The sequence below is a fragment of the Comamonas sp. JNW genome, from assembly GCF_003105075.1.
In the GTDB taxonomy this organism is placed as follows: domain Bacteria; phylum Pseudomonadota; class Gammaproteobacteria; order Burkholderiales; family Burkholderiaceae_C; genus Comamonas; species Comamonas squillarum.
Map to the genome: position 1 here is coordinate 81,835 of NZ_QETI01000005.1, position 24,148 is coordinate 105,982.

25 protein-coding genes and 2 pseudogenes are annotated in these 24,148 nt (G+C 60.4%); 14 read left to right on the forward strand and 13 right to left on the reverse strand.

Features of this window, described 5'->3' with window-relative positions:
• Positions 1-123 precede the first annotated feature (123 nt).
• A complete protein-coding gene (locus tag DCO45_RS09310; protein ID WP_116925587.1) occupies positions 124-681 on the forward strand; it encodes a peroxiredoxin in 558 nt (185 codons plus the stop codon).
• Between the two features lie 93 nt (positions 682-774).
• On the forward strand, positions 775-1,590 hold the full coding sequence (locus tag DCO45_RS09315; RefSeq protein ID WP_116925758.1) for an ABC transporter permease: 816 nt from the start codon (positions 775-777) through the stop codon (positions 1,588-1,590).
• 296 nt (positions 1,591-1,886) lie between these two features.
• Here DCO45_RS09315 and DCO45_RS09320 read toward each other — a convergent pair whose 3' ends face one another.
• The gene (locus DCO45_RS09320) at positions 1,887-2,144 is read right to left on the reverse strand and encodes a pyocin activator PrtN family protein (protein WP_243419300.1); all 258 of its coding nucleotides are present in this window, start codon (positions 2,142-2,144) and stop codon (positions 1,887-1,889) included.
• Positions 2,145-2,158: 14 nt separating this feature from the next.
• Between DCO45_RS09320 and DCO45_RS09325 the strand changes: the two are divergent.
• Positions 2,159-2,518: pseudogene (locus DCO45_RS09325) on the forward strand (IS3 family transposase); the annotation flags it as partial.
• 73 nt (positions 2,519-2,591) lie between these two features.
• Here DCO45_RS09325 and DCO45_RS09330 read toward each other — a convergent pair.
• Both DCO45_RS09330 and DCO45_RS09335 read right to left on the reverse strand, forming a co-directional pair.
• Positions 2,592-3,371: a YoaK family protein gene (locus DCO45_RS09330; protein WP_116925588.1), complete on the reverse strand. Its 780-nt coding sequence runs from the start codon at positions 3,369-3,371 to the stop codon at positions 2,592-2,594.
• Positions 3,372-3,434: 63 nt separating this feature from the next.
• On the reverse strand, positions 3,435-3,716 hold the full coding sequence (locus DCO45_RS09335) for an ASCH domain-containing protein (RefSeq protein ID WP_116925589.1): 282 nt from the start codon (positions 3,714-3,716) through the stop codon (positions 3,435-3,437).
• Between the two features lie 106 nt (positions 3,717-3,822).
• On the opposite strand from DCO45_RS09335, the gene DCO45_RS09340 reads away from it, so the two are divergent.
• Entirely contained in the window at positions 3,823-4,224 is a 402-nt protein-coding gene (locus DCO45_RS09340) for a BLUF domain-containing protein (RefSeq protein ID WP_116925760.1), read from the forward strand.
• Between the two features lie 13 nt (positions 4,225-4,237).
• On the opposite strand, the gene DCO45_RS09345 is transcribed toward DCO45_RS09340, so the two are convergent.
• Both DCO45_RS09345 and DCO45_RS23195 read right to left on the reverse strand, forming a co-directional pair.
• Complete coding sequence (locus DCO45_RS09345) at positions 4,238-4,708, reverse strand: hypothetical protein (protein ID WP_133248117.1); 471 nt, start codon at positions 4,706-4,708, stop codon at positions 4,238-4,240.
• Positions 4,709-4,769: 61 nt separating this feature from the next.
• Positions 4,770-5,594, reverse strand: a pseudogene (locus DCO45_RS23195) (DNA cytosine methyltransferase); the annotation flags it as partial.
• 22 nt (positions 5,595-5,616) lie between these two features.
• On the opposite strand from DCO45_RS23195, the gene DCO45_RS09355 reads away from it, so the two are divergent.
• The 3 genes from DCO45_RS09355 (at position 5,617) to DCO45_RS09365 (ending at position 7,864) form a co-directional block, all read left to right on the forward strand.
• The gene (locus DCO45_RS09355) at positions 5,617-5,898 is read left to right on the forward strand and encodes a glycoside hydrolase family protein (RefSeq protein WP_116925591.1); all 282 of its coding nucleotides are present in this window, start codon (positions 5,617-5,619) and stop codon (positions 5,896-5,898) included.
• A gap of 2 nt (positions 5,899-5,900) precedes the next feature.
• Entirely contained in the window at positions 5,901-6,434 is a 534-nt protein-coding gene (locus tag DCO45_RS09360; protein WP_116925592.1) for a hypothetical protein, read from the forward strand.
• A 158-nt stretch (positions 6,435-6,592) separates the two neighbouring features.
• Entirely contained in the window at positions 6,593-7,864 is a 1,272-nt protein-coding gene (locus tag DCO45_RS09365; RefSeq protein WP_116925593.1) for a fibronectin type III domain-containing protein, read from the forward strand.
• Between the two features lie 173 nt (positions 7,865-8,037).
• Here the strand turns inward: DCO45_RS09365 and DCO45_RS22640 are convergent, their stop codons facing one another.
• Entirely contained in the window at positions 8,038-8,577 is a 540-nt protein-coding gene (locus DCO45_RS22640; protein ID WP_133248118.1) for a hypothetical protein, read from the reverse strand.
• 375 nt (positions 8,578-8,952) lie between these two features.
• Here DCO45_RS22640 and DCO45_RS09370 point away from each other — a divergent pair, with 375 nt between their 5' ends.
• Positions 8,953-9,759: an SOS response-associated peptidase family protein gene (locus DCO45_RS09370; RefSeq protein WP_116925594.1), complete on the forward strand. Its 807-nt coding sequence runs from the start codon at positions 8,953-8,955 to the stop codon at positions 9,757-9,759.
• Between the two features lie 806 nt (positions 9,760-10,565).
• Here DCO45_RS09370 and DCO45_RS23200 read toward each other — a convergent pair.
• Entirely contained in the window at positions 10,566-11,219 is a 654-nt protein-coding gene (locus tag DCO45_RS23200) for a site-specific integrase (protein WP_232539335.1), read from the reverse strand.
• Between the two features lie 487 nt (positions 11,220-11,706).
• Here DCO45_RS23200 and dusA point away from each other — a divergent pair, with 487 nt between their 5' ends.
• From dusA to DCO45_RS09400, 3 genes are all read left to right on the forward strand, one after another.
• Positions 11,707-12,765: a tRNA dihydrouridine(20/20a) synthase DusA gene (gene dusA, locus DCO45_RS09390; RefSeq protein ID WP_269780244.1), complete on the forward strand. Its 1,059-nt coding sequence runs from the start codon at positions 11,707-11,709 to the stop codon at positions 12,763-12,765.
• Positions 12,766-13,059: 294 nt separating this feature from the next.
• Complete coding sequence (locus DCO45_RS09395) at positions 13,060-14,646, forward strand: TM2 domain-containing protein (RefSeq protein WP_116925598.1); 1,587 nt, start codon at positions 13,060-13,062, stop codon at positions 14,644-14,646.
• A complete protein-coding gene (locus DCO45_RS09400) occupies positions 14,643-15,080 on the forward strand; it encodes a hypothetical protein (protein ID WP_116925599.1) in 438 nt (145 codons plus the stop codon). The genes DCO45_RS09395 and DCO45_RS09400 overlap by 4 nt, the downstream gene beginning before the upstream one ends.
• A 12-nt stretch (positions 15,081-15,092) precedes the next feature.
• Here DCO45_RS09400 and DCO45_RS09405 read toward each other — a convergent pair whose 3' ends face one another.
• The 4 genes from DCO45_RS09405 to DCO45_RS09420 all read right to left on the reverse strand — a co-directional run bounded on the left by DCO45_RS09405 (position 15,093) and on the right by DCO45_RS09420 (position 18,245).
• Positions 15,093-16,013 (reverse strand): thiamine phosphate synthase, encoded by a 921-nt coding sequence (locus DCO45_RS09405; protein WP_116925600.1) that lies wholly within the window; start codon positions 16,011-16,013, stop codon positions 15,093-15,095.
• A 6-nt stretch (positions 16,014-16,019) separates the two neighbouring features.
• Entirely contained in the window at positions 16,020-16,829 is an 810-nt protein-coding gene (locus DCO45_RS09410) for a thiazole synthase (RefSeq protein WP_116925601.1), read from the reverse strand.
• A gap of 68 nt (positions 16,830-16,897) precedes the next feature.
• Positions 16,898-17,095 carry a sulfur carrier protein ThiS gene (gene thiS / locus DCO45_RS09415; protein ID WP_027011261.1) on the reverse strand — a complete coding sequence of 66 codons (198 nt, stop codon included), beginning with the start codon at positions 17,093-17,095 and terminating at the stop codon, positions 16,898-16,900.
• Positions 17,096-17,132: 37 nt separating this feature from the next.
• Entirely contained in the window at positions 17,133-18,245 is a 1,113-nt protein-coding gene (locus DCO45_RS09420; protein ID WP_116925603.1) for an FAD-dependent oxidoreductase, read from the reverse strand.
• Positions 18,246-18,534: 289 nt separating this feature from the next.
• On the opposite strand from DCO45_RS09420, the gene thiD reads away from it, so the two are divergent.
• Positions 18,535-19,389 (forward strand): bifunctional hydroxymethylpyrimidine kinase/phosphomethylpyrimidine kinase, encoded by an 855-nt coding sequence (gene thiD / locus DCO45_RS09425; RefSeq protein ID WP_116925604.1) that lies wholly within the window; start codon positions 18,535-18,537, stop codon positions 19,387-19,389.
• Between the two features lie 746 nt (positions 19,390-20,135).
• Here thiD and DCO45_RS09430 read toward each other — a convergent pair.
• A complete protein-coding gene (locus DCO45_RS09430; protein WP_116925605.1) occupies positions 20,136-20,801 on the reverse strand; it encodes a gamma-glutamylcyclotransferase in 666 nt (221 codons plus the stop codon).
• Between the two features lie 435 nt (positions 20,802-21,236).
• On the opposite strand from DCO45_RS09430, the gene DCO45_RS09435 reads away from it, so the two are divergent.
• Entirely contained in the window at positions 21,237-22,244 is a 1,008-nt protein-coding gene (locus tag DCO45_RS09435) for a D-2-hydroxyacid dehydrogenase family protein (protein WP_116925606.1), read from the forward strand.
• A gap of 62 nt (positions 22,245-22,306) precedes the next feature.
• On the opposite strand, the gene DCO45_RS09440 is transcribed toward DCO45_RS09435, so the two are convergent.
• A complete protein-coding gene (locus DCO45_RS09440; protein ID WP_116925607.1) occupies positions 22,307-23,299 on the reverse strand; it encodes a tripartite tricarboxylate transporter substrate binding protein in 993 nt (330 codons plus the stop codon).
• Positions 23,300-23,518: 219 nt separating this feature from the next.
• On the opposite strand from DCO45_RS09440, the gene DCO45_RS09445 reads away from it, so the two are divergent.
• Positions 23,519-24,145: a retropepsin-like aspartic protease gene (locus DCO45_RS09445; protein WP_243419301.1), complete on the forward strand. Its 627-nt coding sequence runs from the start codon at positions 23,519-23,521 to the stop codon at positions 24,143-24,145.
• Positions 24,146-24,148: the final 3 nt, after the last annotated feature.

A 24,148-nucleotide genomic window follows, 5' to 3' on the forward strand; every position in this document is an offset into this window, starting at 1 on the left:
ATCACGCCAGGTGGCATATTCTAGGGGCTGTGGTGTGGAGCGATGGAGCGCAGGCGAAAAACAGAGCCTGCCGCCAATGGCCCAGGCTTGGGGCGTATCTAGATGACAACAGAAGGATCGACTATGAAAGCAAAATTCGTGGGGGCGTTGGCCTCGGTGGTGATGGGCTGCGCAGCGCTGGTCAGCCTGCCCAGCCAGGCGGCGCTGGCTGTTGGTGCCCAGGCACCGATGTTCAGCACACAGTCGGCACTGGCCGGCAAGGTGCAGCGCTTTGACATGGCCGAGGCCTTGAAGCGCGGCCCCGTCGTCCTGTACTTCTTCCCCAAGGCCTTCAGCCAGGGCTGCACGATCGAGGCCCATGCCTTTGCCGAGGCCACGCCGAGCTTTGCGGCCTCCGGCGCGCAGGTCGTCGGTATCTCGCATGACGACATTGCCACGATGCAGCGCTTCTCCAGCGAGGCCTGCCGTGACCAGTTCAGCGTCGCCTCCGACCCCGATGCCAAGGCCATCCAGGCCTATGACGCAGGCTCCGCCGCACGGCCGGGCACCGCTTCACGCATCTCCTACGTGATTGCACCTGACGGCAAGGTGATCTATGCGCATGAGGGCAGCGATCCGCTCGAGCATGTGCAGCAGACCTTGAAGGCGGTGCAGGCCTGGAAGGCGCGCCAGAAGTCTTGAGCCACTTTTTCATGGCGCGGTGGCAGTGTCTGGGCTTGCCAGCCATGTTGCTGGCAGGTGCCCACGATGGCGCCGATCGCCTATGATCGCCTGATGCTGGCAAGTCTGCTTCAACCCCAATGGCCCCACCGGACCTGGCGCACGGCGCGCCGCTGGGCGGTGGCCTGGTGGCGTATTTTTTACCTGGGTGCGGTCGTGCTGGTGATGCTGATGTCGCCCACCAGCTACGGCCCGCAGACCCGCGCGCGGCTGATGCGCCGCATGTATGTCGACACCGCGCCCATCCTGCTGGGCTTTACCGCGTTGGCCGCCTTGCTGTGCCTGGTGGTGGCGCGGATCGTCTTTGTAACCGCCACGAGCTATGGCCTCTCGCGCGTCGCTGTCGAGATGGTCATCCGCGTGCTGGTGCTCGAGCTCATCCCGCTGACGGCGGCCTTGTTTGTCGCGATGCGCTGCTCGATTCCGGCAGGTGCGCAACTGACCAAGTTGCGCGAGGCGGGGCATTTTGAGCGCCTGCGCGAGCACGGCTATGACCCTGTGCGCACGGAGATGCTGCCCCTGGTGGTCGCCAGCATGTATGCCTCGATTACGCTGGCTGCGCTGTCCTGTGTGGTTTCGCTGGTCATGGTCTACCTCAGCGTCTACGGGCTGAGCTGGGTCGGTTTTGACCTGTACACGCGCATGTTTGCCAGCGTGTTCACGCCCATGGTGACCTGGTTGTTTGGCCTCAAAACCCTGCTGTTTGGTCTGGCCGTTGCACTCATACCCACCGCATCGGCCATGTACCGGCCCTACGGCACGCGCCAGGATGAGGTTCTGGGCCCCGATTCGGACCTCAGTGGCCTTGCGCGCATGTTTGCCATCTTGCTGCTCATCGAGGTGGCGTCGTTGCTGGGCAATTATTACTAGGGCGTCAAGCTTGGCAGTGGAGCGAACAGGTCGGCCCGCCATGACAGGCTTTTGGGGTGCTGCTCGGCGCCCTGGCTGCGCAGGATTTAAAATAGCCGATTGCCCGCAGGCGCTGCCTCTGCCTGTGTGGGCCACCACATTCGAGGGCCACGCCTTGGCCGCGCAACCACCATGACTGATTCTCTACCCACAGCCCCTGGCGCATGTCCGTTGCGCCGATGATGGATCGGACAGGCAAACGAAAAAAATCCCCATAAGTACAAAGACTTATGGGGATTCTCTTTTTCGATGTTGCTTTATTGTTGCACCCGTTCGCCATTTAGCTGCTTCGATTCCTTTACACCGGCTGCTCGTTGAGCATCGATGTAGGTGGCCAGATCAGTGAGATGGATGCCCTTTGCCCCCTTCTGTGAATTGGGCTCGATGCGGGTCAAAGGGAGCTTGATTTCGCCCGCTGCGATCTTGCGCAGGAACTTTTGCGTTCCCAGGTGCGGGAAGTAGTCCTTGACTACTTGATCAAGCGGAATCACCGCCATGGCGTTGTACTGAGCCATGAGCAGAAATGCCGTATTAGATGGTGGGTGACATGTTGCGCAAGGCGCTAGGCAAGCTGGGCAGGGAGGAAAAACCATTGCTGCATTCCGACCAGGGCTGGCAGTACCAAAGTCGTGCCTATCGCCGCTTGCTGGCCGATCATGGCCTGGTGCAAAGCATGTCACGTCGGGGCAATTGCTTGGATAACGCAGCGATGGAGAGCTTCTTCGGAACCTTGAAGTCCGAGTTCTTCCACCTCAACAAGTTCAGCAGTGTGGCGCAGCTTCAAGAAGGTCTTCACCACTACATCCATTACTACAATCACCAACGCATCAAGCTAAAACTAAAAGGCCTGAGTCCAGTGCAATACCGGATTCAGGCCTTCAGTCCCTAGCTTCCAACTGTCCAACTTCTTGGGGTCAATTCACTAGGCGGGTTTGCTGTTTAAGACGGTGGTGATTCAGTGATCACCACCTTTTTTGGAAAAATGCGCGCATCTCGTTGGAGTGCTTGGCATCATGAATAAATGGCGGCACTGACACCGCGAGCAGTAGCGCGGCCAGCGGCACCACACAGAAAAACCCGATGTAGCTGAAGCCAACTGCGCCCGTAATGCTTCCCAGCACGAACATGCCAATCAGACCAGCAGAGGCACGCATGCGCACCCAGTTATGCTGCACACGGTTTGTTGGAACCCTACAAGCAGTGCCACTACGCTTCCAAAAGAATAGCTTGCCCAATTCCATTCCCAGGTCCGTGAAGTTCCCAGTCATATGGGTTGTGCGAATGCTTCCACCAGAGGTCTTTGAGCCCACAGCGTTTTGAAGTCCCATCATGAATGAGAGCAGCAGAACCGTGATGGGAACAGCGAATGGCGTGTTCCAGGAGAGGGTGACAGCGCCCATCAGACCGAAGGGCAAGAGCATCAATGCCTCCAGCATTAGCGGCAGCGCGTAAACGCTGTAGAGATGCTTTTCTCGACCCCAGTTCACCAAAACAGCACAGACGGCTGCGCCGGTCATGAAGGACAAGATGGCGCCCAGCGCATTCAGAAGCATCTTCATGTTTTCCAGGACCAGGCCATCAGCTATCTGTGACGCGAATCCTGTCATGTGCGAGGTGTACATGTGCAGGACTAGAAAGCCACCCGCATTAACTGCACCAGCGTTGAAAGCCAGTAACCATCCAAGAGCCAAGTTGGTGGAATTTGCTCGATGTCGGTTTGTCAGGTGTCGAATTCTTCTCATCAAAAATGCTCCCTGAACCAAGATGCCATATATGCCAGTGACCGACTCGGAAAAGTGACTTGGTCACGAAGGTTGCTTCACATCGATAGCATAGACCCGCACAGGTTTAGGGCCGAAGTGCGGGTGGATGATCGTCTTCACCATGAAGCCGCGCCAAGGAGTTATCAGGCGCCGAGCAAGATCGTCGCGGGCGGGGTAGCCCGAGGTCAGGATGATCCGGTCATACGCGCGGTCCTCCAGGCGCTTGGCCCAGTATGGTGTGCACAAGCGGAATTCCTCGAGCTTGGTGCCGTCGCGTATGGCCTCGAAGTATTGGCGCTTGAGCGGTAGGTGCAGGGTGGTCATGGTGCAACCTTGATTAAGTTTCGTGTGTTTTCCAAAGGAATTTGCATAAAAGCAAAGATGTAATTCGGGAGGGTGTACAGTGGATCAGTTCATGAAAGGTGCTGCTATGTCCACTCCACTGAGTTTTTTCCTCTATTCAAGTCGGCTGGCACCTGACTGCGACCCCACTGAGGTGGGGAACATCGTGAAGGTGGCGCGTGAGTTCAACGCCTCGCACGGCATCACTGGCATTCTGGTTTTCGATGGTGAGCGCTTTACGCAATATATTGAAGGACCTGCGAGCGAGGTCGATGCGTTGGTGGCTAAGCTCCCCAAGGACAGCAGGCATACAGACTTCCTGCAGCTGAATGCAGGTGATGATCTGGAAGAGCGCCGCTACGCGACATGGTCCATGGGGTACAGCGACGTTAGCCTTGACGAGCTGGACATCGATCTAATGGCCACAATTGATAGCGATGCTGCCTTGAACTTGTTCACTAAGGCTGTTGCTGAGATAGACCGTCTGTAGCCTTTCAACCTTCCTACTTGGCCTGGCCGGCAGCCATGGCGGCGTTGACAATTTTTCTTGCGCTCTCGCGCATGTGCGATCTGCCTTCCTCTGGCATGTGCTCCCAGGGGTAATCCATCCGCTGGGCCATTACCTTTGCTGCGGCTTCAAAATCCAGTGCATCAGCGGGTTGAGCTTGGGGTGCCGACTCACTCGGCACCAAGCAGCGCAACAGGAGCTGGTCCGCATAGGCGTGAGCAAAATGGGCAGGCGGTTGATCAGGGGCTTCGGCTAGGCCAGCGCGCAGCTGGTCCAGCAGTGCCGGGATACGCTCGTCGCGCAGCTTCTGGAAGCGCAGGTACACATCGGCCGGCATGGCCTTACCCATGTATTCGAGGTGCAGTCGGTTTTTGCTGCTCTCCAGCTGCACCAGCTGCTCGATTAAATCCCAAGTTGCAGAGCCGGGTGCAGTCTTGAGGGGAACGGAAGGGGTGGTTTCAGACATTGGGGCTCCAAAAGTGGAAATGCCCGCTCAAGGCGGGCAATGGTACGGGTGAAGCAGGCAGCTACCAAGCAGCTACTGGCAGAGAAAGTGCGACGGCCATGGGTTTGACCCAAACTGGCTGGGCCGACAGCAGGAAGGTTTCTCCAGACCAAGCGAGCAAGAGCGTTTCGCCCATGACGTGCGCTATGGCTTCGCCGGCTGCGCTGGGCACCGCGTTGCCGATGCGCTCTCGCCAGGCCTGGTCGCTCAGACCATCCAGTTCCAGCTGCTATTCAGGGTCTACCAGACTCTGCAGCGCTGCAAGCTCCAGATTGGTCAATGGGCGGTGCCAGGAGCCGTCTTCGGCCACGATTCTGCAAACCAGCTTTTCAGCAGGCGCTGGCATGGGCCGTGGATCCGCGACCGACCAGCGGCCGTTGTCGTGACAAGCTGATCCGCTGACTGCGCCGGCGGACGTGGCCCAGGGCACTACGCCATAGTGCCCACCAGTGAGATATGCTGCACGGCCGGCATCCATGCCTGAGCGTGGATCTGCCACTGCGTATGCGCCTTCGCCCGAGGTGCTGCCTGCAATCACTGTCCGGGTCGGCCCTGTCCATTCAGTCACATGGCGCTTCCCATGCAACAGGGTGGGATCGCTACCGCCGCGCGGGTCCGCCACCGCCTGGCCGCTGCCGTGGGCACTGGTTACTGCCATAGCAGCTTTGTCCCAGCGGACGATGCGAAATTCGTTGCTGTGCTTTGCAGGGCCATAGTGTCGGGGATCGGCAACGCTGTATGCGCCCTGGCCAGGCCCTTGCTGGCCAGCTACTGTGCCGGTGCTGCCATTCCAGCGGCGCACGCCGTAGGCCTGGCCATCCTTCCACAGCGAAGACTGCTCAAAGCGCCACAAGAGCAAGGACGAAGCCATGTTCCGGGCCAGTCTGCCAGGGGTGAAGCTCACCCAGGGCGAATATGACCTCTACATGGACTTCACCTACCAGTTCGGCATCACAAACTGGCGCTCGAGCTCGATGCGGCGCAACCTGCTGAACGGTGAATACCTGCAGGCCTGCAACGCGCTGCCAGCCTGGCGGAAGCAAGCGGGCCGGGATTGTTCGCTGCCGCAGAACTGGGGGCCGAAAGGCTGCAAGGGCGTGTGGACCCGGCAGCTAGAAAGGCAAGCCAAATGCTTAGCAGAACAGGGGTAAACATGGTCTACACACATGCTGCTGCTCTCTTGCTTGGGATGGCCCTGGCCGCCATTGGCACTTGGAATGTGCAGGCCTGGCGTCTGGGCGCGCAGATTGAATCAATCCGCTCCGAGCAAGCAAAAGAAGAATCCACCAGGTCAAATGCGGCGCTGGTGGAAAACACGAAAACTTCGATCAAGGAAAGCAAGCATGCCCAAGACACAATCTACAACGCCGACCGACTGGCGAATCTCAAGACGGGCATTGATGTTGATGTGCGCGCTGAGCTTGCCCGTGCTGAGCGCCTGCACCGCGACACCGCCAGTCGAAGTGCCACTTATCGCGCGCAAGCCCAAGCCGACGCAGCTGCCCGCAGCGATCTCGCAGATAAAGCGGCAGCCCTCGACCGCCAGCTTGCAGAAGGCCTCGGTGTGGTCGCAATCCTCGGGAGCGACCTTAGACGAAGAAACTCCGAAGTAGCCGCGCTGCGTGACCAGGTGAACATCGAGCGCCGGCTGAGCGGTGACGACAGCGGCCAAGCTTGCAGCCGGTAAACACGGTCCACATTGCGACAATCCAATTCCAATGAGTTGTGGATAGCGCAGCTCTATGCTCGGGACACCTCTAACAAAAAAAATAGAGAAACAGTTGTTTGTAAATGTTAAAAATACTAAACTGATAACTTATTCCAATTTTTAACTGAGGCGTTCGTATGTATCTCTATCAACGCGGGACATTTCTGGGCTTGTCGATGTTATGCATGGCCGCAGCAAATGCTGCCACTCCTACTTACAACCCTGTAGGTGTGCAGCAAAACGTTGCCGTGCAAACGGTGACAGATGGCGGGTGGTCGGAGTGTTACAAAGAAACATTTGACAAAAACGGGAAATCTATAGAAGAAATATCCACGGCTTGCGGTGGCAAGCAATTGATGATGGCCTGTCGCGCCACCGGGACCAACAGCCTGCAGGTGTTGGCCCAAGCTCCCAAAATCGACGTGATGACGGATACGGGAACAGCCTTTGCTATCACCCACCAAGCCAATGGAGTCGCATGGTATTTCAATTCGAGCTATTCTTGGGGTTTTGCTGCGGAAGGGCAGGCTGTAAGCAGATCAAGTTGTGACACACAAAATTCTTCGGGTGAAGGAAGTGCTACTCGCATGTGTGTTCATACCAATCAAGGCAATTTGAGCGGGGGCTGGAGATGCGGCGGGGCTACTGGGCTGAATGAAAGTTCAGCTTTTGAGCGCGTTTTTTATACCGCCAACGTCACAAGCCCGGACCCTGTTCCGTCCGTGAGTGTTTCAAATGTTGCGGATCGATCGCTGACTGTCACTTGGACTGCTGCTAGTGATAACGGCTCCCCCATCACTAAGTACACCGTGACAGGCGTTCCTGGCGGCTCATGCACAACCGAGATCGTGGCCCCTGCCACCGAGCCAGCAACTTCTTGCACGATCACCGGCTTGACCAATGGTACGCCCTACAAGTTCACGGTCGTGGCAACCAACGCAATTGGTGACAGCGCTCCGTCACCCGAAAGTGCAGAAGCTATTCCACTCGCAGACGTGATGTTTGTGGGTGCAGGTCCAAACATCACGCTCGCAGGCGGTGTTGTTGCAGCGGCATATTCTCAACCTCTGCAGCTAACAGGCGGCCTGCCTCCATACACCTTCTCCGTGACGGGCGAGCTGCCACCTGGGCTGGCTCTCGACACGGCAACCGGCATCATTTCCGGGACGCCCACGACCACTGGCACTTACAGCTTCTCGGTCATGGCCATGGATAGCGCGGTGCAACCAACACTCGCGGCCAAGGCAGTTCATGTCGCAGAACAAACCTTCACCATCGTGATCACTGCTGCACCAGTGGTTCAAGCTACCCCGACACCAGTACCCGCCCTGGGCGGCGTTGGCATGCTGCTGCTCTCCGGGGTCGTAGCCGGATCCATAGGCTTCATGCGCCGACGGAAATCCAGCTGATCCGTGAACCCTCTTCGGAGGGTTTTTTGACATTTGAATAACTGTCGCGTGACGAATGGTTGAAAGCACACGGCGAGAGCCTCCCCGGCGCCACTACGGCACTGGGGAGGCTATTTTTTCTAACGTGTTTTCAAGTCAGTAGATGCCAAACATAAACATGGCCCCATGTGACGTTAAAACCAAGTAATTTGAATATTATCGAATTCCAATGTCCAGGCTTGGGACATGTTATTAGCAAAGACGAGGCCGAAGCTGAAGCCGCTAAGCCTGTTGTTAATAAGTGAATTCTCTTGGTTAATTGTGTCTTGGATTGCAATATTTGCCACCAACTGCCCACTTGGGTTTTTGATTTGATAGGCAAACCAGTTTTTGTCGGCCACATGAATGAATACATCGTACCAAACATTATCTAGTAGCGGACTACCGCAGTTGGCGCCACCCCAGACGTAGTTGGTCGCATTACCGCTCGCTGGATCTATGAACCAGGTCTCAGGCTGGCTTGTTACGCCACTAGGGCAGGGATTAGCTGTTGCACTTAGACCACCTACGATCAAGCCCTTGCCTCGGTTGTACCATCCCGTGCTTTCAGCTCTTGCCATTGCAAAAAAGTGCGCTCCAGGATTTGATGTAAATGTGCCGACAGTTCTGAAACGGAACTTCAATTCTTGCGTTGAAGCTCCAGCTGGCTTTTCAGTTGCAAAAGTGTGATGCAAAAATCCAGAATTTGCCCTGGAAATTCGATGAGCTGGTAAAGTTTGTATGCCCCAAGAATAGGTTTCCCGAACTCGATCTACAGGGGTGCCATTGACAATAGCTCTGGAAAATGTGACTTTCGTCGGGTATTCTGGTTTGACTTGAGCGTTTACGCATTATGAATGCAAAAGCCATGCTAAATGGCACTGCCAACTTCAAAAATGACTTTTTAAAATTCATTCTTCTCTCTCCAATAATTTGTATCGAAGCAGCCAGCGTACATCGCATGCAATCATGCGTCAATAAAAGCGAGAACGAGGCCCGGTGCGCGAAAATCGATTTCGGATGACATCGGCCAGATCCCGGCCCCTGTACCTTGGCGCCAAGAGGCTCCAATGTGCAATCGCTACCACTCACCAGACGAAGGCTATATACAGCAGTACTGGCGGCTGAACCCCCGGCAGCTGGGCCTGGGGGCCCGCGATGTGTTCCCGCGATCACCCGGTGGATTCATCCGGCGCGCCGTGGATGATCCTGGCTACAGCAAAGAGCTTGCCGTGGGGAGATGGGGCCTGATCCCTTGGTTCAGCAAGACGCCTGACATCAAGTACAGCACCAACAACGCCCGTGCCGAGGAGGTGGCGGACAAGGCCAGCTTCAAAGACCCGTGGAAACGCGGCCAGCGCTGCATCATCCCGGCGACCACCTTTGATGAGCCGAACTGGGAGAGCGGGAAAAATGTGTGGTGGCGGTTTGCCCGGGCTGATGTCGACCCGTGGGGCCTGGCGGGGCTGTGGAATACTTGGAAGGATCCGGCAACCGGCGAGCTGATCGAGAGCTACACCATGCTCACGCTCAACGCAGATGAGCACCCGCTGATGAGCCGCATGCACAAGCCAGACCCGAAGCTCACTCTCGACAAGCAAGAAAAGCGGAGCGTGATACCTATCGAGCTGGCTGATGTGGACCAGTGGCTTGAAGGATCAATCAAGGACGCCAAGGCGCTGCTGACGTTGGCACCGGTCGAGGTGTTTGCGGCTGGGCCCGCGCCTAACCCTCGACATCCTCCGCAATCCACTGGTGGATCGTTTGATATGCCTGCCCTGGCATGTCGAGTAGGTGAGGGTGACTGGCCTGCAGGTACTCAGAGAACAGATGGATCTGCTTTCCCGAGTCGTAATACGGGAACCAGCCGTCGCTAAGGTCGCGCATGTTCTGGCGCCAGGGCCGCCAAAGACCAATGACTACACCGCGGCGTTCAGAAAGGGACATCTGGCTCCAAGCTTTCATAAAGGGCCACTGCATCAGAAGACAGTGGCGTGCTGTGCAAGATCATAGTGCCCAAGACCGGCATAGCCTCTGGGAAGTCTGGCTTGATGCCATCCCATCGCTCGTGCTCGGTGGTCTGCAGCCACCCCTGGCCGTTCTTGATGTGCCAGCGCCAGTATCTTGATTGATCCATAGACACCTCCAAAAGACTGTATATTTATACAGTAAATGGAGCGAGCAATGGAAGCAGTCAGGAAATTTGCGGGTCAAGATTTGCCAGGGCTATACCTGGGTATGGCGACACCTGGCACTGAGCTAGATTTGGAGGGCAAGCGCCGGGTTGGGTGTGATGCCTATGTGCTTCGGCTGTGCTTCAATGGTGTCTACCTGCCGGCTGAAATACTGGCCAGGCGTGCTAAGTCCATGGGAATGCTGCTCAGTACCGCAATGACAGATGGCAGCTTCCAAACTTGGCTGGTAGATCGCAATGAGCCTATGCGGCTCATCATTCATGGGCTGGAGCGTGTCGAGGTATGGCGGCAACGCCAATCGGGGACTCTCCTGTTACGAGGTTTCGAGTTTGACGAGGGAGAGCTTCAGCGCTGGCCGCAAATTTGGATGTGCGGCACCAATCTCCGGGAGATGCATGAGATCTTGGGGGAGATGCCGCACTGGCTCTCCGCGAGATACAAGGAGGTCAAGCGAGGGCCGCACCCTCATGTTCGACCAGGCTAAAACTCTACCCAGCCAGAAGCTTGGTCTTCCATTCCCAATTTTCGTATCTGTCTCCGACCTTCTTGAACTGGGTGTAGCGCTGCGAGCTCTGCCAAGAGCGATGCCCTGAAACTTGCGCAACATGAGGAATGTTCCAGCCCATCTCAAACAACCGGCTGATCCCTTCATGTCGAAGGTCATGGAAATGTAGATCTTCAATTCCGAGTAGCTTGCATGCTCGAGTAAAGCTCGTGCTGACAGACTCAGCGTTGTAGGGCCAGATGCGACCCTTTGCCACCTTGCGATTCTGAATGAGCTTGAGAGCTTCTGGCGGGAGGAGGGTGGTGACATCGTTGCCTATCTTTTCACCCGGGTTTTTCATGTCGCGAACGATGACCTCAGAGTTTTCCGCATCCACATCCTCGCCCAAGATGCGGCAGGTTTCCTCCTGTCGGCGCGTGGAGAATAGGCTGAACAGTATGATGTAGGTCATCGGGATAGAATCCTCCCGCTTTCGCTCATAGACCGAGTAGTAGGTCATGAGCTTGTTCAACTCCTCAAGAGTTGGGCGGCGTGTGCGCTGCTTTGACCTGGAAATGAGCCCAAGCTTTTCAGCCACCACGCGTGCGTCTTCACAAGCTTGCTTGTCTAGGGGGTAGCCCGAAGCAGGACGGGCCACAGTGAAAATCGCGGAAAGGTGGGAAAGGTAGTTGCCTCGGGTTTGGGGCTGACTGGTAAGGCCTTCTAGGTACTTGATGACCGTCGCACTGTCGATCTGAGAGCAATGTGTCTCACCAAGCCAAGAGTTGGCAATTGTGCGCAGAACCTGATCCTTGGTCTTCCCGTGTGGCTTGAGCTTATCCCCCAGGTACTTCTGGATGACGACAGATAGGATTGGGTCTTCAGGTTTATCAAGGGCGCCAGGTTCCGCAAGCTCTGTCTCGCGCTTCTTGATCCAGGTTTTGGCGGCTGCTTCGCGGTCAAAGGTCTGGGTTTCAGCGTGAACGACCTTGCCCCCTTTTTGACGCGGACTTGGGCGGTGTAGCCCACGCTTCCGTCTTTGCGCTCACGGCGGATTATGGTTCCCTTAGTCTCGGTGCAACATTGAAAAATTGTTGCACTGAATGTAGCACCAAAGTGCTAAAAATGGCATGAAATTAGATCAAATGGCATCGAATCAGACAGTTGAAAAATCGTTGGTTTCCATAGGGAAAACGCCTCTTCATTGGCCAGGACGCATGTCCGTTGCGCCGATGATGGACTGGACCGACCGCCATTGCCGCTATTTTCACCGTCTGCTCACGCGCCAGACCTTGCTCTACACCGAGATGGTGACGACCGGTGCGCTGATCCATGGGGATGTGGCGCGGCATTTGCGCTTTTCTGCAGAGGAACACCCGGTCGCCTTGCAGTTGGGCGGCAGTGAGCCCGCAGACTTGGCCCAATGCGCCAAGCTGGCGCAGGACTGGGGCTATGACGAGGTCAACCTCAACTGCGGCTGCCCCAGCGAGCGTGTGCAGCGCGGCGCCTTTGGTGCCTGCCTGATGAACGAGAAGGAATTGGTGGCCGATGGCGTCAAGGCCATGCGCGATGGGGTGGACATTCCCGTAACGGTCAAACACCGCATTGGCATTGACAAAAATGAGAGCTATGCCTTTGTGCGTGACTTCATCGGTACGGTGGCCGAGGCCGGTTGCGAGGTATTTGTCGTGCATGCCCGCAATGCCTGGCTCAAGGGCTTGTCGCCCAAGGAGAACCGCGAGATTCCGCCGCTGCGCTATGAGGTGGTGGCGCAGCTGAAAAAGGACTTTCCGCAGCTGACCATCGCGATCAATGGCGGCATTGCCGATGACGCCACGGTGCTGGAACAGCTGGACCAGGTCGATGGCGTAATGGTGGGGCGCGAGGCCTACCACAACCCCTGGTGGCTGGCCCGTTGGGATGCGCTGTTCTATGGCGCCGAGCCCAACAACGACATCAGCCGTGAATCGGTCGAAGAGGCGATGGTGCGCTACATGGAGCGCGAGGCTGCCGAGCACGGCACGCACTGGTACGCCATTGCCCGCCATATGCTGGGCCTGCGCCAGGGCATGCCCGGTGCGCGCCGCTGGCGCCAGGTCTGGAGCGACCACCGCATGAAGCATCTGCCACCGCACGAGGTCATGCAAGCGGCACTCACCAAGCCCGAACGCCAAACCGACGCGCCCGTTTTGGTAAATGTTTGATACGGCAATGCCGGCGGCAGCTGGTCGTTGCTGGTCGCTGCCGATCGGTATTGCGCGGCAGCAGAGCGGCGGCATGCCCCTATGGCGCCCTCGCGCAGGCCTGATTTTCTTGCTAAATCCCTCTGGTGCCAAAGCGGCAGCGCCTGCCAACTGAAGCTCCGCGCCCGCTGGCAGCCCTGGCGGAGCCGGTAGCGGTTGCTATACTTCCCGCGATATATGCCGCCTTGGGCAGCGCCAATACGGTGCATGCCTGGGCGGCAAAGTGCAGACCAAACAAAGCACAAGGGATGAGGGATGGGGGAAAAAAATCCGCGATGGGCTCTGGGCCTGTTGTTGGCGGTGGGGTGGCTGGGCGCCCACCGCTTTTATCTGGGGCGTTATGCAAGCGCCGTGGCGCAGCTGGGCATCAGCGTGCTGTGCGCGGCGCTGTGGCTATGGGGAGGTCCCCTTGCACGCTACGCGCCTTACCTGCTCGGGCCGGTGGTCTTTTGGCTGCTGCGGGATGGTTTTTGGTTGTTCGACTACTTTCGGGTCGAGGAAGACATGGATTCGCGCCTGTCCGCCTTTGCCCAGTCGCAGCTCGATGCGCAGGCATCGCAGCCAGCGGCGAGCGTGCAGGCTGCAGCAGCCCCGGCGCTTGCCTCTGTGGCCCAGTCCCTGGTGGCTGCAGCACCCTTGCCGCACCCCAAGTCCGATCCTGCAGCCGATCTACAGGCCGACAAAAAGTCGCTGGCCATCCAGATGGCGCAAAAGCATATTAGCGATGCGCTGGCACACCGGGATATCCAGACCGCGCATGCCGAGGCGGACACCTTGGTCAGGTACCTGGCGCAGCGTAGCCGTAAACCGCAAAACGATCCCCATTTGGCGATGGCCTATCTGCTGCAGGGGATGACCTTCTACCAAACCGAACACCTCGATGCCGCGCGCAAAAAACTGCAGATGGGGGTGCATCTGGGCGCGGCTTTTGCCGAGCTGGCGCAACCGGTGCAGCAGGCGCAATCCTGTTTGCAGCGCCTGCGCGCGCCCAAGATGGCGCCGGGCACCACTGCCACCCCTGCACTGCAGCCAGGGCAGTACCCGCTGCTGATGCAAGTGCAGGACTGGGCGCAGGCATTGGCACTGTGTGAGCAGACCATTGGCTTGCAGACCGCCCAGAACGGGGATCTGCCCGATCTGGCGCAGCACCATCTGCATGCGATGGAGCTAGCCCAGCATCTGGGCGATACGGCGCGCCAACGTGGGCATGGCCAGGCCTTGCTGGCGCTGGCCGTGCGCGAGGGGGCTGCTGTGCCCGCCACGCTGCGGCGCCAGGCGCTGGAACGCCTGGGAGATGGGTACCAGGCGGAGGGGGAGCACCAGCGTGCTACGCAGCACTATGCGCAAGCGCTGGCGCTGGTCGATGTGCGCAGCGGGGTCAACGCCGCAGCCCAGGCCTTGGCACTGTGCGCGCTGTTGCAGCGCATGGCCGCCAGCCATGCAGCGCTGGGCGAGACGGCGCAGGCGCTGCAATGCTGGCAGCGGCTGGCGCTGTACGTGGACAGCTTTGACCGGCTGGACCAGCAAGGCCAGCGCATGCCCGATCCGGAGGCGGTGTCTGTCATGCTGGCCGGCTACGCAGCGTTTGCCATCCGCCTCCAGCCCGCGCGGGTCAAGCCCCTTGTGCAGCAGGCCTTGCGCATACAGCAGCGCAGTTGCCGGGGTTACTCGCTGGCAGCAGCGCGTGCCTATGAGGTGTTTGCGGATTTTCTGGCGGCGCACGGGCAGACCGATGCCCGCCGTAGCTACCTGAAAAAAGCGCTGCTGCTGGTGCAGATCTGTGACCCGGACAACAGCGCGCATCTGCAACAGCTCAAAACAGCGATCAGGGAGGCGGCATGAGCGTGCAAGGACTTTTTTATGCGCTGCCGCGCCATGGCCTGCGGGGCTTGCTGGTCGAGCCATCGGCGATGGATGACTACCTGCAGCGCAGTGCTGCGCAAGGCGGGCCGCTCGCCATGCTGGACCAGGGCAGCCTGTGGCAGCAGGACATGCAGCGCCTGCCCGAGATCGAGCCCGGTGTGGCGGTGGAGGGCACCTTGGCCCAGCAGTGCTGGGCCTGGCCGGCCGACCTGGTGACGGACAGTGCGCAACGGCTGGCCGCCATCAGCGCAGCCCAGCTGGTGCAGCGTATGCATGCCTGGCAAAAGACGCAGGATGGCAGCGCGCCCGACCTGGAAGCCCTGCGCCTGTGGGTGCGCCGGCAGGCCGCGTTGCGCGGCTTTTGGCAGGCAGCGGCCCAGCGGCGTGATGCCGTGCTGCTTTATGTGGTGTAGCGCGGGCCGCGCTTAGCCCATCAGCGCCATCAACTCGGCGGCAGCGGCCTCGGGGTTGCCTGCGTTGGCGATGGCGCGCACCACGGCGATCGATCCGACACCGCTCTTGCGCACCTGCGCAAACTCTGCTGCCGAGATGCCACCAATAGCCACCTGGGGATAGCTGCGCGTCAATGCGGCATAGCGCTCCAAGCGCGCCAAGCCTTGCGGGACGGTGGCCATTTTCTTCAAGGTGGTCGGAAAGACCGCCCCCATCGCGATATAGCTGGGCTGGGCCTGGCTGGCACGCACCATCTCGGCATAGCCATGGGTGCTGACGCCCAGGCGCACGCCGCTGGCGCGCAGCTCGGCTAACTCTTCGGGGCTGAGCGCATCGAGGTCTTCCTGGCCCAGGTGCACGCCATAGCTGCCCGCCGCAATCGCCTGGCGCCAGTGGTCGTTGATAAAGAGCAGGGCGCCGGTTCCCTCAACGGCGGCCACGGCTGCGGCGATCTCTGCAGCAATGGCCTGGGCGTCGTCGGATTTGAAGCGCAACTGCACCGTAGGCACGCCCGTGCGGGCCATGCGGCCCACCCATTCGGCCGTTGGCAGCACGGCATAGAGGCCCAGCCGCTGGGGGCAGGGCGCAAAGGCCTCAGGCCCGCCGCTGGTCAGCAGGCCAAAATCGGCGGCTTGCGTGGGCCAGGCCTGGGGATCGAACTGGCCGGTGCGGGCGGTCTGCGCGCTCCAGGCGCTGGCCAGACATTCGGCATCGATGGCGATAAAGCCCAGTGCGCTGCAAGCGGCCAAGGCGCCGGCATAGACGGCATCGTGCTGGCGGTCTGCGGGCAGTGCGGGCGTGGGTTGCGGCGGAAAGCTGGCAAAGGCGGCCTGGTGGGCGGCGGTGATGGCCTGTGCGATCTGGGCTGGGGTGGCGGAGGCGTGCATGGGCATGGCCTTTTAGCTGCTTTGGTGCCAGAACGGCGTGCCCAGCACCGGGGTGCTGGGTTGGGCCATGTCCTGCGCCTGCATCGCGCCGGCGCGGAAGGCGGCGTGGCCAGCGGTGGTGGCATCGGCAAAGGCGCCGGCCATGGCGACCGGGTCTTGCGACAGCGCAACGGCGGTGTTCAGCAGCACGCCGTCAAAGCCCCATTCCATCACCTGGCAGGCATGGCTGGGCAGGCCCAGGCCCGCGTCGCAGATCAGCGGCACATCCAGGCGCTCGCGCAAGGTCTGCATCGCATACGGGTTGACGGGGCCACGGCCCGTGCCAATGGGGGCAGCCCAGGGCATGACGGCCTGGCAGCCCACATCGACCAGGCGCTGGCAGAGCACCAGGTCCTCGGTGCAGTAGGGCAGCACCTGAAAACCGTCCTTGATCAGGATGGAGGCGGCCTCCACCAGGTTCAAGGTATCGGGCTGCAAGGTGTAGTCGTCGCCAATCAGCTCCAGCTTGATCCAGGGCGTCTCGAACACCTCGCGCGCCATTTGCGCGGTGGTGATGGCCTCTTGCAGGCGCATGCACCCGGCGGTGTTGGGCAGGACCGGCACATTCAGGCGTTTGAGCAATGCCCAAAAATCGCTGCCGGTCTCGGCAGCGTTGCTGCCCTGGCGGCGCAGCGATGCGGTGACCATGGCAGGCTGGGCGCGGGCGACGGCCGCTTCCAGCACGGCGGGCGATGGGTAGCGCGAGGTGCCCAGCAGCAAGCGGCTTTGAAAACGCTGGCCATACAGCACCAGGGCGTCGTCGGAGGAGGGAGTGGCGTTCATGGCAAAGGCCTTGGGTAAATACGGGTCAGGGGCCGGGCGGGGGTGGCCCGGGCAGATGGCGCCGGCGCTTAGCCGCCAGTGACGGGCGAGATGACTTCGAGCTTGTCACCGGCTTGCAGCTGGCGGCTGTCGTACTGGCCCTTGGGCACAAATTCGGTGTTGACGGCCACGGCAAACGGCGGGCGCGGCTGCAGCTGCGCCAGGGCCACGGCGATGGTGGCGCCTTCGGGCAAGGCGGTGGCCTGGTTGTTCAAGAGAATCTGTATCGTCATTTGTCTAGGCTCATCAGGGGGCTGCGGGCCATCAGGCGCCCGCGAGCAGGCGCACATCCAGATCGAAGCGCGTTGCCAGGGGTGATTGGCCGGTCAGCAGTAGCTCGACCGCGCAGTCCAGCACCGCTGGCGAGATCATGAAGCCGTGGCGGTAGAGGCCATTGACCTCCAGCACCCTTGGCCGCACCTGGCGGATGGCTGGCAGATTATCGGGCAAAGTCGGGCGGCACTGGGTGTTGATCTCCAGGATGCGTGCCTCGGCAAAGCCGCTGTGCACGGTGTAGGCGGCGCTCAGTAGCTCCATCGCCGAGCGCACGCTGGCCGGCGACATGTCATCGGACTCGATCTCGGTGGCGCCGATGACAAAATGGTGGTCCTGCTTGGGCGCGATGTAGATCGGGTAGCGCGGGTGCATCAGGCGCGTGGGGCGGCGCAGCTGCACCTCTGGGGCATGCACACGCAGCACCTCGCCGCGCACGCCGCGCAGCTGGCTCCACTGGGGTTTGGCGCCCAGGCCGCGGGTGTCGATCAGCAGGTCGGGCTGGCCCTGCGCACCGGGCGAGAAGTCATCCAGTTCACGCGCCTGGTGCCAGTGCAGGCGCACGCCCCGGGCCTGCAGCGCCGGCACCAGTGCGGCCAGCAGTTGGCGGTTGTCCAACTGCCCTTCACCCGGCAGGTAGTAGGCCGCCTGAAAATGCCCCGCCAGCGCTGGCTCCAGCTCGGCGATCTGCGCACGGTCCAGCATTTGCAAATGCGGCAGCTCCGGAATGGCAGCCTGCGTGCGCTGCAAGATGCCATGAAAGCGCTGGGCTTCGGGTGCGTCTTGCCGGTGCCAGACCACCAGGGTGCCCGCCTGCTGCAAAAACACCGGCGCCTCCAGCTGCGCAAGCAACGCGGGCCAGCGCTGCAGCCCGTAATGGCCCATGCGCACCACGCCGTGCTCGGTCACGGCCGATTCGGCCAGGGGCGCCAGCATGGCCGCGGCCACGCGCGCTGCAGCATGCTCAGCGTCCGGCCCGCCCCGGTCGTACAGATCGATGGAAAAGCCGCGCCCCGACAGCTCCAGCGCCATCAGCCGGCCCAGCAGGCCAGCGCCCAAAATGGTGATGTGGGATTGGGGAGAAATGAAGGGCGGAGAGGACATGTTTTGTGCTTGGCAATAGACAAAACAGTGCGCGCAGCTGCCGAAAACTCCCCACGCCAGCATGACCTGGATCGGGTTGCGGAGCGCTACCGTGGCGGCGCGCTCCAGGGTCTGATCTCAGTCGCGCTGCAGCCAAAGCGCTGCAGGGACACCCCTGTTTCGTCTCAAGCTGCATTAAAGCACAGCGCTGCGCTGCAACCACCGTGCAGTGTCAAGCCGTCGTCACAATCGTGGATAATTTTGCCCAGGCCGGGCCAGTGTTGCCCGGCATTGTTTTTGGACTGCAGCCATGGCCTCACTGACCCCATCTTCTCCTGTCTCCTTGCCCCGTTATGCCCGGGTGCTGTCGATTGCAGGCTCCGACAGCGGCGGGGGGGCCGGTATCCAGGCTGATCTCAAGACCATGTCGGCGCTGGGCTGCTTTGGCATGACCGCGATCACGGCGCTGACGGCGCAAAACACGCAAGGCGTGCGCTCCATCCATGGCGTGCCACCAGTCTTTCTGCAAGAGCAGCTCGCTGCCGTGCTGGAGGACATTGGCTGCGATGCCGTCAAGATCGGCATGCTCCACGCGCCCGAGATTGTCGCAGTGGTGGCTGCGGCGATTGACCGCTATGCCTTGCCCCATGTGGTGCTGGACCCGGTGATGGTCGCCACCAGCGGCGACCGCCTGATTGCCGAGGCCACAGTGGCTGAGCTGGTGCGCGAGCTGTTTCCCCGCGCTGCACTCATCACCCCTAACCTGGACGAAGCGGGTTTGCTGCTGGGCCGCAGCTTGGTGCATGCCGACCAGCTCGAGCAGGCGGCGCAGGATTTGCTGGCCCTGGGCGCCCAGGCCGTGCTGATCAAGGGCGGCCATTTGCCGGGCGACGAGGTGGTGGACTTGCTGGCCACTGCCGACGGCGCGCGCCTGCGCCTGGCTTCCACCCGTATCCACACGCACAACGGCCATGGCACCGGCTGCACCCTGTCATCGGCCATTGCCTGCCAGCTGGCCTTGGGGCAGCCACTGCCGGCCGCCGTCAGCCTGGCGCGGCAGTACATTCTGGGCGCCATTGAATCGGGTGCCGATGTGCATACCGGCCAGGGCCATGGCCCACTGAACCATGGCTGGAACCCGCAAAAGCAGGTCATTGTGCGTTGAACACCTGCGCTTGGCGGGTTCTGTAAGCAGCAGTCAGGGTGGCTGCGCAGTCGATTTTTCGTCCATATTTACGTCTAAATGGCTAAATAATTGACGATTTAAAATCAAAATGACCTGAAATTTGTCAAGATTACGACGGAACGCAATATTTACTAAACATCAAATGGTGTTGCTGTAAATTTAAGTTACTTTCTACGTTTACGATTTAAGCCAATGATATATATCAATAACATGCTGAAAATGTAGCCTAAATCAAGTTTTTGATACATTTCTCATCGTTGTTTTTCATGGGTTAAATCAACCTAGGTAAACAATGTGTAAACATTTAAATTTCTAAGGCCTGCTGTCAACCGCCTCGTCAGCCCCGGCGTTGAACACCCATCTTTAGGAGATTGTTCACATGACCACCGCAAATGTTTTCAGCATCTGGCCAGAAGACGAACGTGATCGCAAGCGCTAAGCACTGGCGCCAGTAGCTCTTTTTTCCTGCTTGCCGATACTGAATCCGGCAACCCACCCCAGTAGACGGCTCCTCCATGGAGCCGTTACTTGCGAATAGGGCGCGGAAGCTGCACATTCCCGCCCGGGATGGACCAAAGACAGTCCATCCGTTCTCAACATGCACCTCGCTTCCGTGGCCATCTGGCTGTAGAAAGGCGGGGTGTTTGTTTTTCTGGCGCAGTTGTAGGGAGATCAGCCTTCAGGCCAGCGCACCAGGCGCGCTGGTTCAGCAGTTGCAATGGGGTTTAAGTGGCAGAGCTGGCTGTGCTGAGGCTTGGCTGGCCCAGCAGGCTGCGCGCTTGCTGGCCCGCATGGGCACGTGAGGCGGACAGGCGCAGCAGGCGCTCCAAGGCGCGGTCCTGGATGCCCCGGCTCTTGAGGGCCGTGTAGGTGGACTCGGCGTAGTCCAAGGTAGTGCCATAAATGCCGCAGGACTGGGCGAAGATGCGGCGGTAGTCTTCTTCGCTCAAGGTGCCCGTGCAGCGCGGGCTGGATTTGGACAGCGTAAAGGCCAGTGCCTTGACGGGGCCGTCTTCGGTCTGGCAATCGAGCCACTTGGGATCGTAGGAATCGGTGGCCATTTCGCGCTGCCACAGGCGGGGCATCATCTCGGGCACATGCTGGCGGGCGATGCGAAATGCCATGCCCCGGCAGCTGCCACCCGAAAACATGCCGAACACCAGACCCGGACATTCGGGCGTGCCCCGGTTGATGTGGCTCCACATCTTGAGCGCGCGGTGCCAGCCAAAAACCCGCGCGTGGCGGCATTCCAAAAATTCGAACTCCGGGCGCCAGATCAGCGAGCCGTAGGCAAATACCCAGAGGTCGTCTGTTCCTCCCCATTCCTGCATGGTTTGCGCCAACATCTGTTGTGGGCAACGACTGCGGGATGGAGCGACCAAATTCGTCATAGTGCTATCAACCAACAAAGCAAAGTAACAAGCAATTGTTATAGCGCTCGGCGTGAGCCAGCGCTAGCGTTGCAGCGCCCCGGCATCTAAATTTGCGTTGAAAGCAACAGTCTGGCGGGCGCTGGACGCACTGTGCACAACGCAGCAGGCGGCCAGGGCGATGACAGCGCCCCCGCACCGGCTTGTGCAAAGATTTGCATAGCGCGCGGCGGCACGGACGGGTGGCGCAGCCGCCTGTTGTTGCAGGCATGTCGCCAGTTGGTGGGCATGGCAAAGGGCCGAGATTATTCAATGCTATGATGTTCATAGCTGATGCGGTACTCAGCGGTGCTCAGAAACCGGTTTTTCGGTGAATGTTGCCAGCGCGCTGCCGTGTACAGGTGGCTTGCGTGGGGCAAAGCAGCCTGGTTGGCGTTCGACGAGAATGGTCTTCCTATGAATATAGTGATCTTGGACGATTATCAGGATGCAGTGCGCAAACTGCAGTGTGCATCCGTTCTCGACGCCTATTCGGCCAAGGTCTATACCAATACCGTCAAGGGTTTAGGACAGTTGTCGGTGCGCCTCAAGGATGCCGACATCATCGTGCTGATCCGCGAGCGTACGCATATCAACCGCCTGCTGCTCGACAAGCTCCCCCGTCTCAAACTGATTGCCCAGACCGGGCGCATCGGCTCCCATGTGGATTTGACGGCCTGCACCGAGCGCGGCGTGGCGGTGGCCGAAGGCGTGGGTTCTCCCGTTGCGCCTGCCGAGCTCACCTGGGCGCTGATCATGGCCGCAGCACGCCGCCTGCCGCAGTACATTGCCAACTTGAAGCATGGCGCCTGGCAGCAGTCGGGATTCAAGGCGGCCAATATGCCGCCCAATTTTGGCCTCGGCACAGTGCTGCGTGGGCGCACGCTGGGCATCTGGGGTTATGGCCGCATTGGCCAGCTGATTGCAAGTTATGGCAAGGCCTTTGGCATGGAGGTGCTGGTCTGGGGCAGCGATGGCTCGCGCGCCAAGGCGCTGTCCGACGGCCACAAGGTGGCGCCGAGCAAGCAGTTCTTTTTTGCCAATAGCGATGTGCTGACGGTGCATCTGCGCCTGAGCGAGCAGACCAAGGGCTGCATCAGCTTTGAGGACCTGGCGCAGATGAAGCCCTCGGCCACCTTCGTCAACACCTCGCGGGCCGAGCTGGTGCAGCCCGATGCGCTGATTGCCGCGCTCAACCGGGGACGCCCCGGCATTGCGGCCGTCGATGTGTTCGAGAGCGAACCTATCCTGCAGGGCCATGCCTTGCTGCGGCTGGAGAACTGCATCTGCACGCCCCATATTGGCTATGTCGAGCAGGACAGCTACGAGCAATACTTTGGCGTGGCTTTCGACAACGTGGTCAACTTCATCAGGGGCCGGCCGTCGAATATCGTCAACCCGGGTGCGTTGCAGGTGCGCCGCTAAGTCGGCTTAGCGCACAAAAAAAGGGCCCTGCGAGGGCCCTTGGTGTTGCAGCAGCGCGGGTATCACTCCAGCTGCAGTTTCTTTTTCGCAATCAAGGCGTTGTACATCTTGCGGTCGCTGCTGATGCGCGTTTGCAGCGCAGCGGGCGACGCGTCCTCCAAGGTCCAGGCCTGGCGCAGCAGCTGATCGCGGATATCGGCGGTGTTGAGCACCTTGAGCAAGGCCTCGCTCAACTGGCTGCGGATGGCGGCCGGCATGCTGGCGGGGGCCATCAGCGCATTCCAGACTTCGATATTCACATCCTGGGCGCCGATTTCGCGCATCGAGGGCGTCTGCGGCATCAGCTGCGTGCGCTGGGCCGAGGTGACGGCCAGCGCCGCCAGCTTGCCGCTTTGCACCAGCGGCAGCACCGAAGATATGGGCAGCAGCGCGCAGTCGAGCTGGCCGCCCATCAGCGCGCCAACAACACCGGGCGCACCGGTGAAGGGGATGTGCACGGCCTCGAAATGCAGCGCATCTTTGAGCAGCTCCATACCCAGATGGCCGCCCGAGCCCAGGCCGGTGGAGCCATAGCTGGCGGCATTGCCTTTTTGGCGCAGGCTGGCGAGCGCCTTGTCGGTCTGCGCACCCGCGCTGGCGGGCACCACCCAGGCCAGCGGCGATACGCCCACAAGGGCGAGCGGCGCAAAGTCCTTGACCGGGTCGTAGGGCAGCTTGGCGTACAGCGCCTGCGACGAGGTCAGCGGGCCATTGCCCACAATGCCAAAGCTGTGGTCATCGCTCGCGCGGGCCACCTGGTCAGCGCCGATATTGCCGCTGGCACCGGGCCGGTTGTCGACCACCACGGGCTGGCCCAGGATCTGCGCCAGCGGCTGGGCGATCATGCGTGCCTGCATGTCGGGCGAGGAGCCCGCCGGGTAGCCAACGATAAAGCGCAGGGGTTTGCTGGGCCAATGGGCCTGGGCTGCATGGGCGTTGGTCCAGCCCGCAGGCAGGGCAGCGGCGGCGGCAAAGCCCGCCAGGGATTGCAGCAAATGGCGACGGTCGATGGTCATGAATAACAGGGCAGGGTGATAACTGGCGGCAATCCTACCCCAGTCCAGCCCGGTCCCTGCTGCTCACCTTGTCCGCCAGGCGGCTGCGGCCGGGCGCCAATGAAGCGCGACAAGCCCGCGCGCACAGTGCAGCGGCGTGGCCCGGGCCATGCCAGTATGATTTATGCTTTGTCACCGGCCGTCGCACAGTTTGCTTGCGTAGGCAAAAAATCCTGATCCATGAGCCGTTTACGCACCCGACGCCCCAATTCCTCCTCTTCAGCACAGCCCGCAGGCGCGGCGCATCCATCGCCATGGCCGGGCAGCCCGCAGCCCGCTGGCGGCCCAGGGTCTGTGCGCACGCCACCCGATGCCAGCCGGCGCACGACCTGGCTGCTGCTGGCCATCTGGATTGGCGTGATGTTGGCGATCTACCTGGTGACCGAGGTCTACCGCAAGCCCAGCGAAGGCAAGGTCATGGCCCATGGCGTGCTGGAGATTCCCCGCGACCGCGACGGGCACTTTCGCGTCGCAGGCTCGGTCAACGGCGTGCCGGTGCAGTTCATGGTCGATACTGGCGCCAGCCTGATCAGCATCACCGATACGGTGGCCGAGCGTGCGAACTTGGGCGAAGGCGTGCCGATCAGCTTTCAGACGGCCAATGGCGTGCGCCAGGGCATGATGAGCCGGGCCGAGCGTATCGAAGTGGGGCCGCTGGCCGTCAACGACTTGCGCGTGGGCACCGGTTACACCGGTGAGAGCGCACGCGATGCGCTGCTGGGGCAGAACTTCCTGCGCTACTTTGATGTGAGCATCTCGGGCAATAGCATGGTGCTCAAGGCCCGCGATAGCGAGTCGGCGCGCTGACTC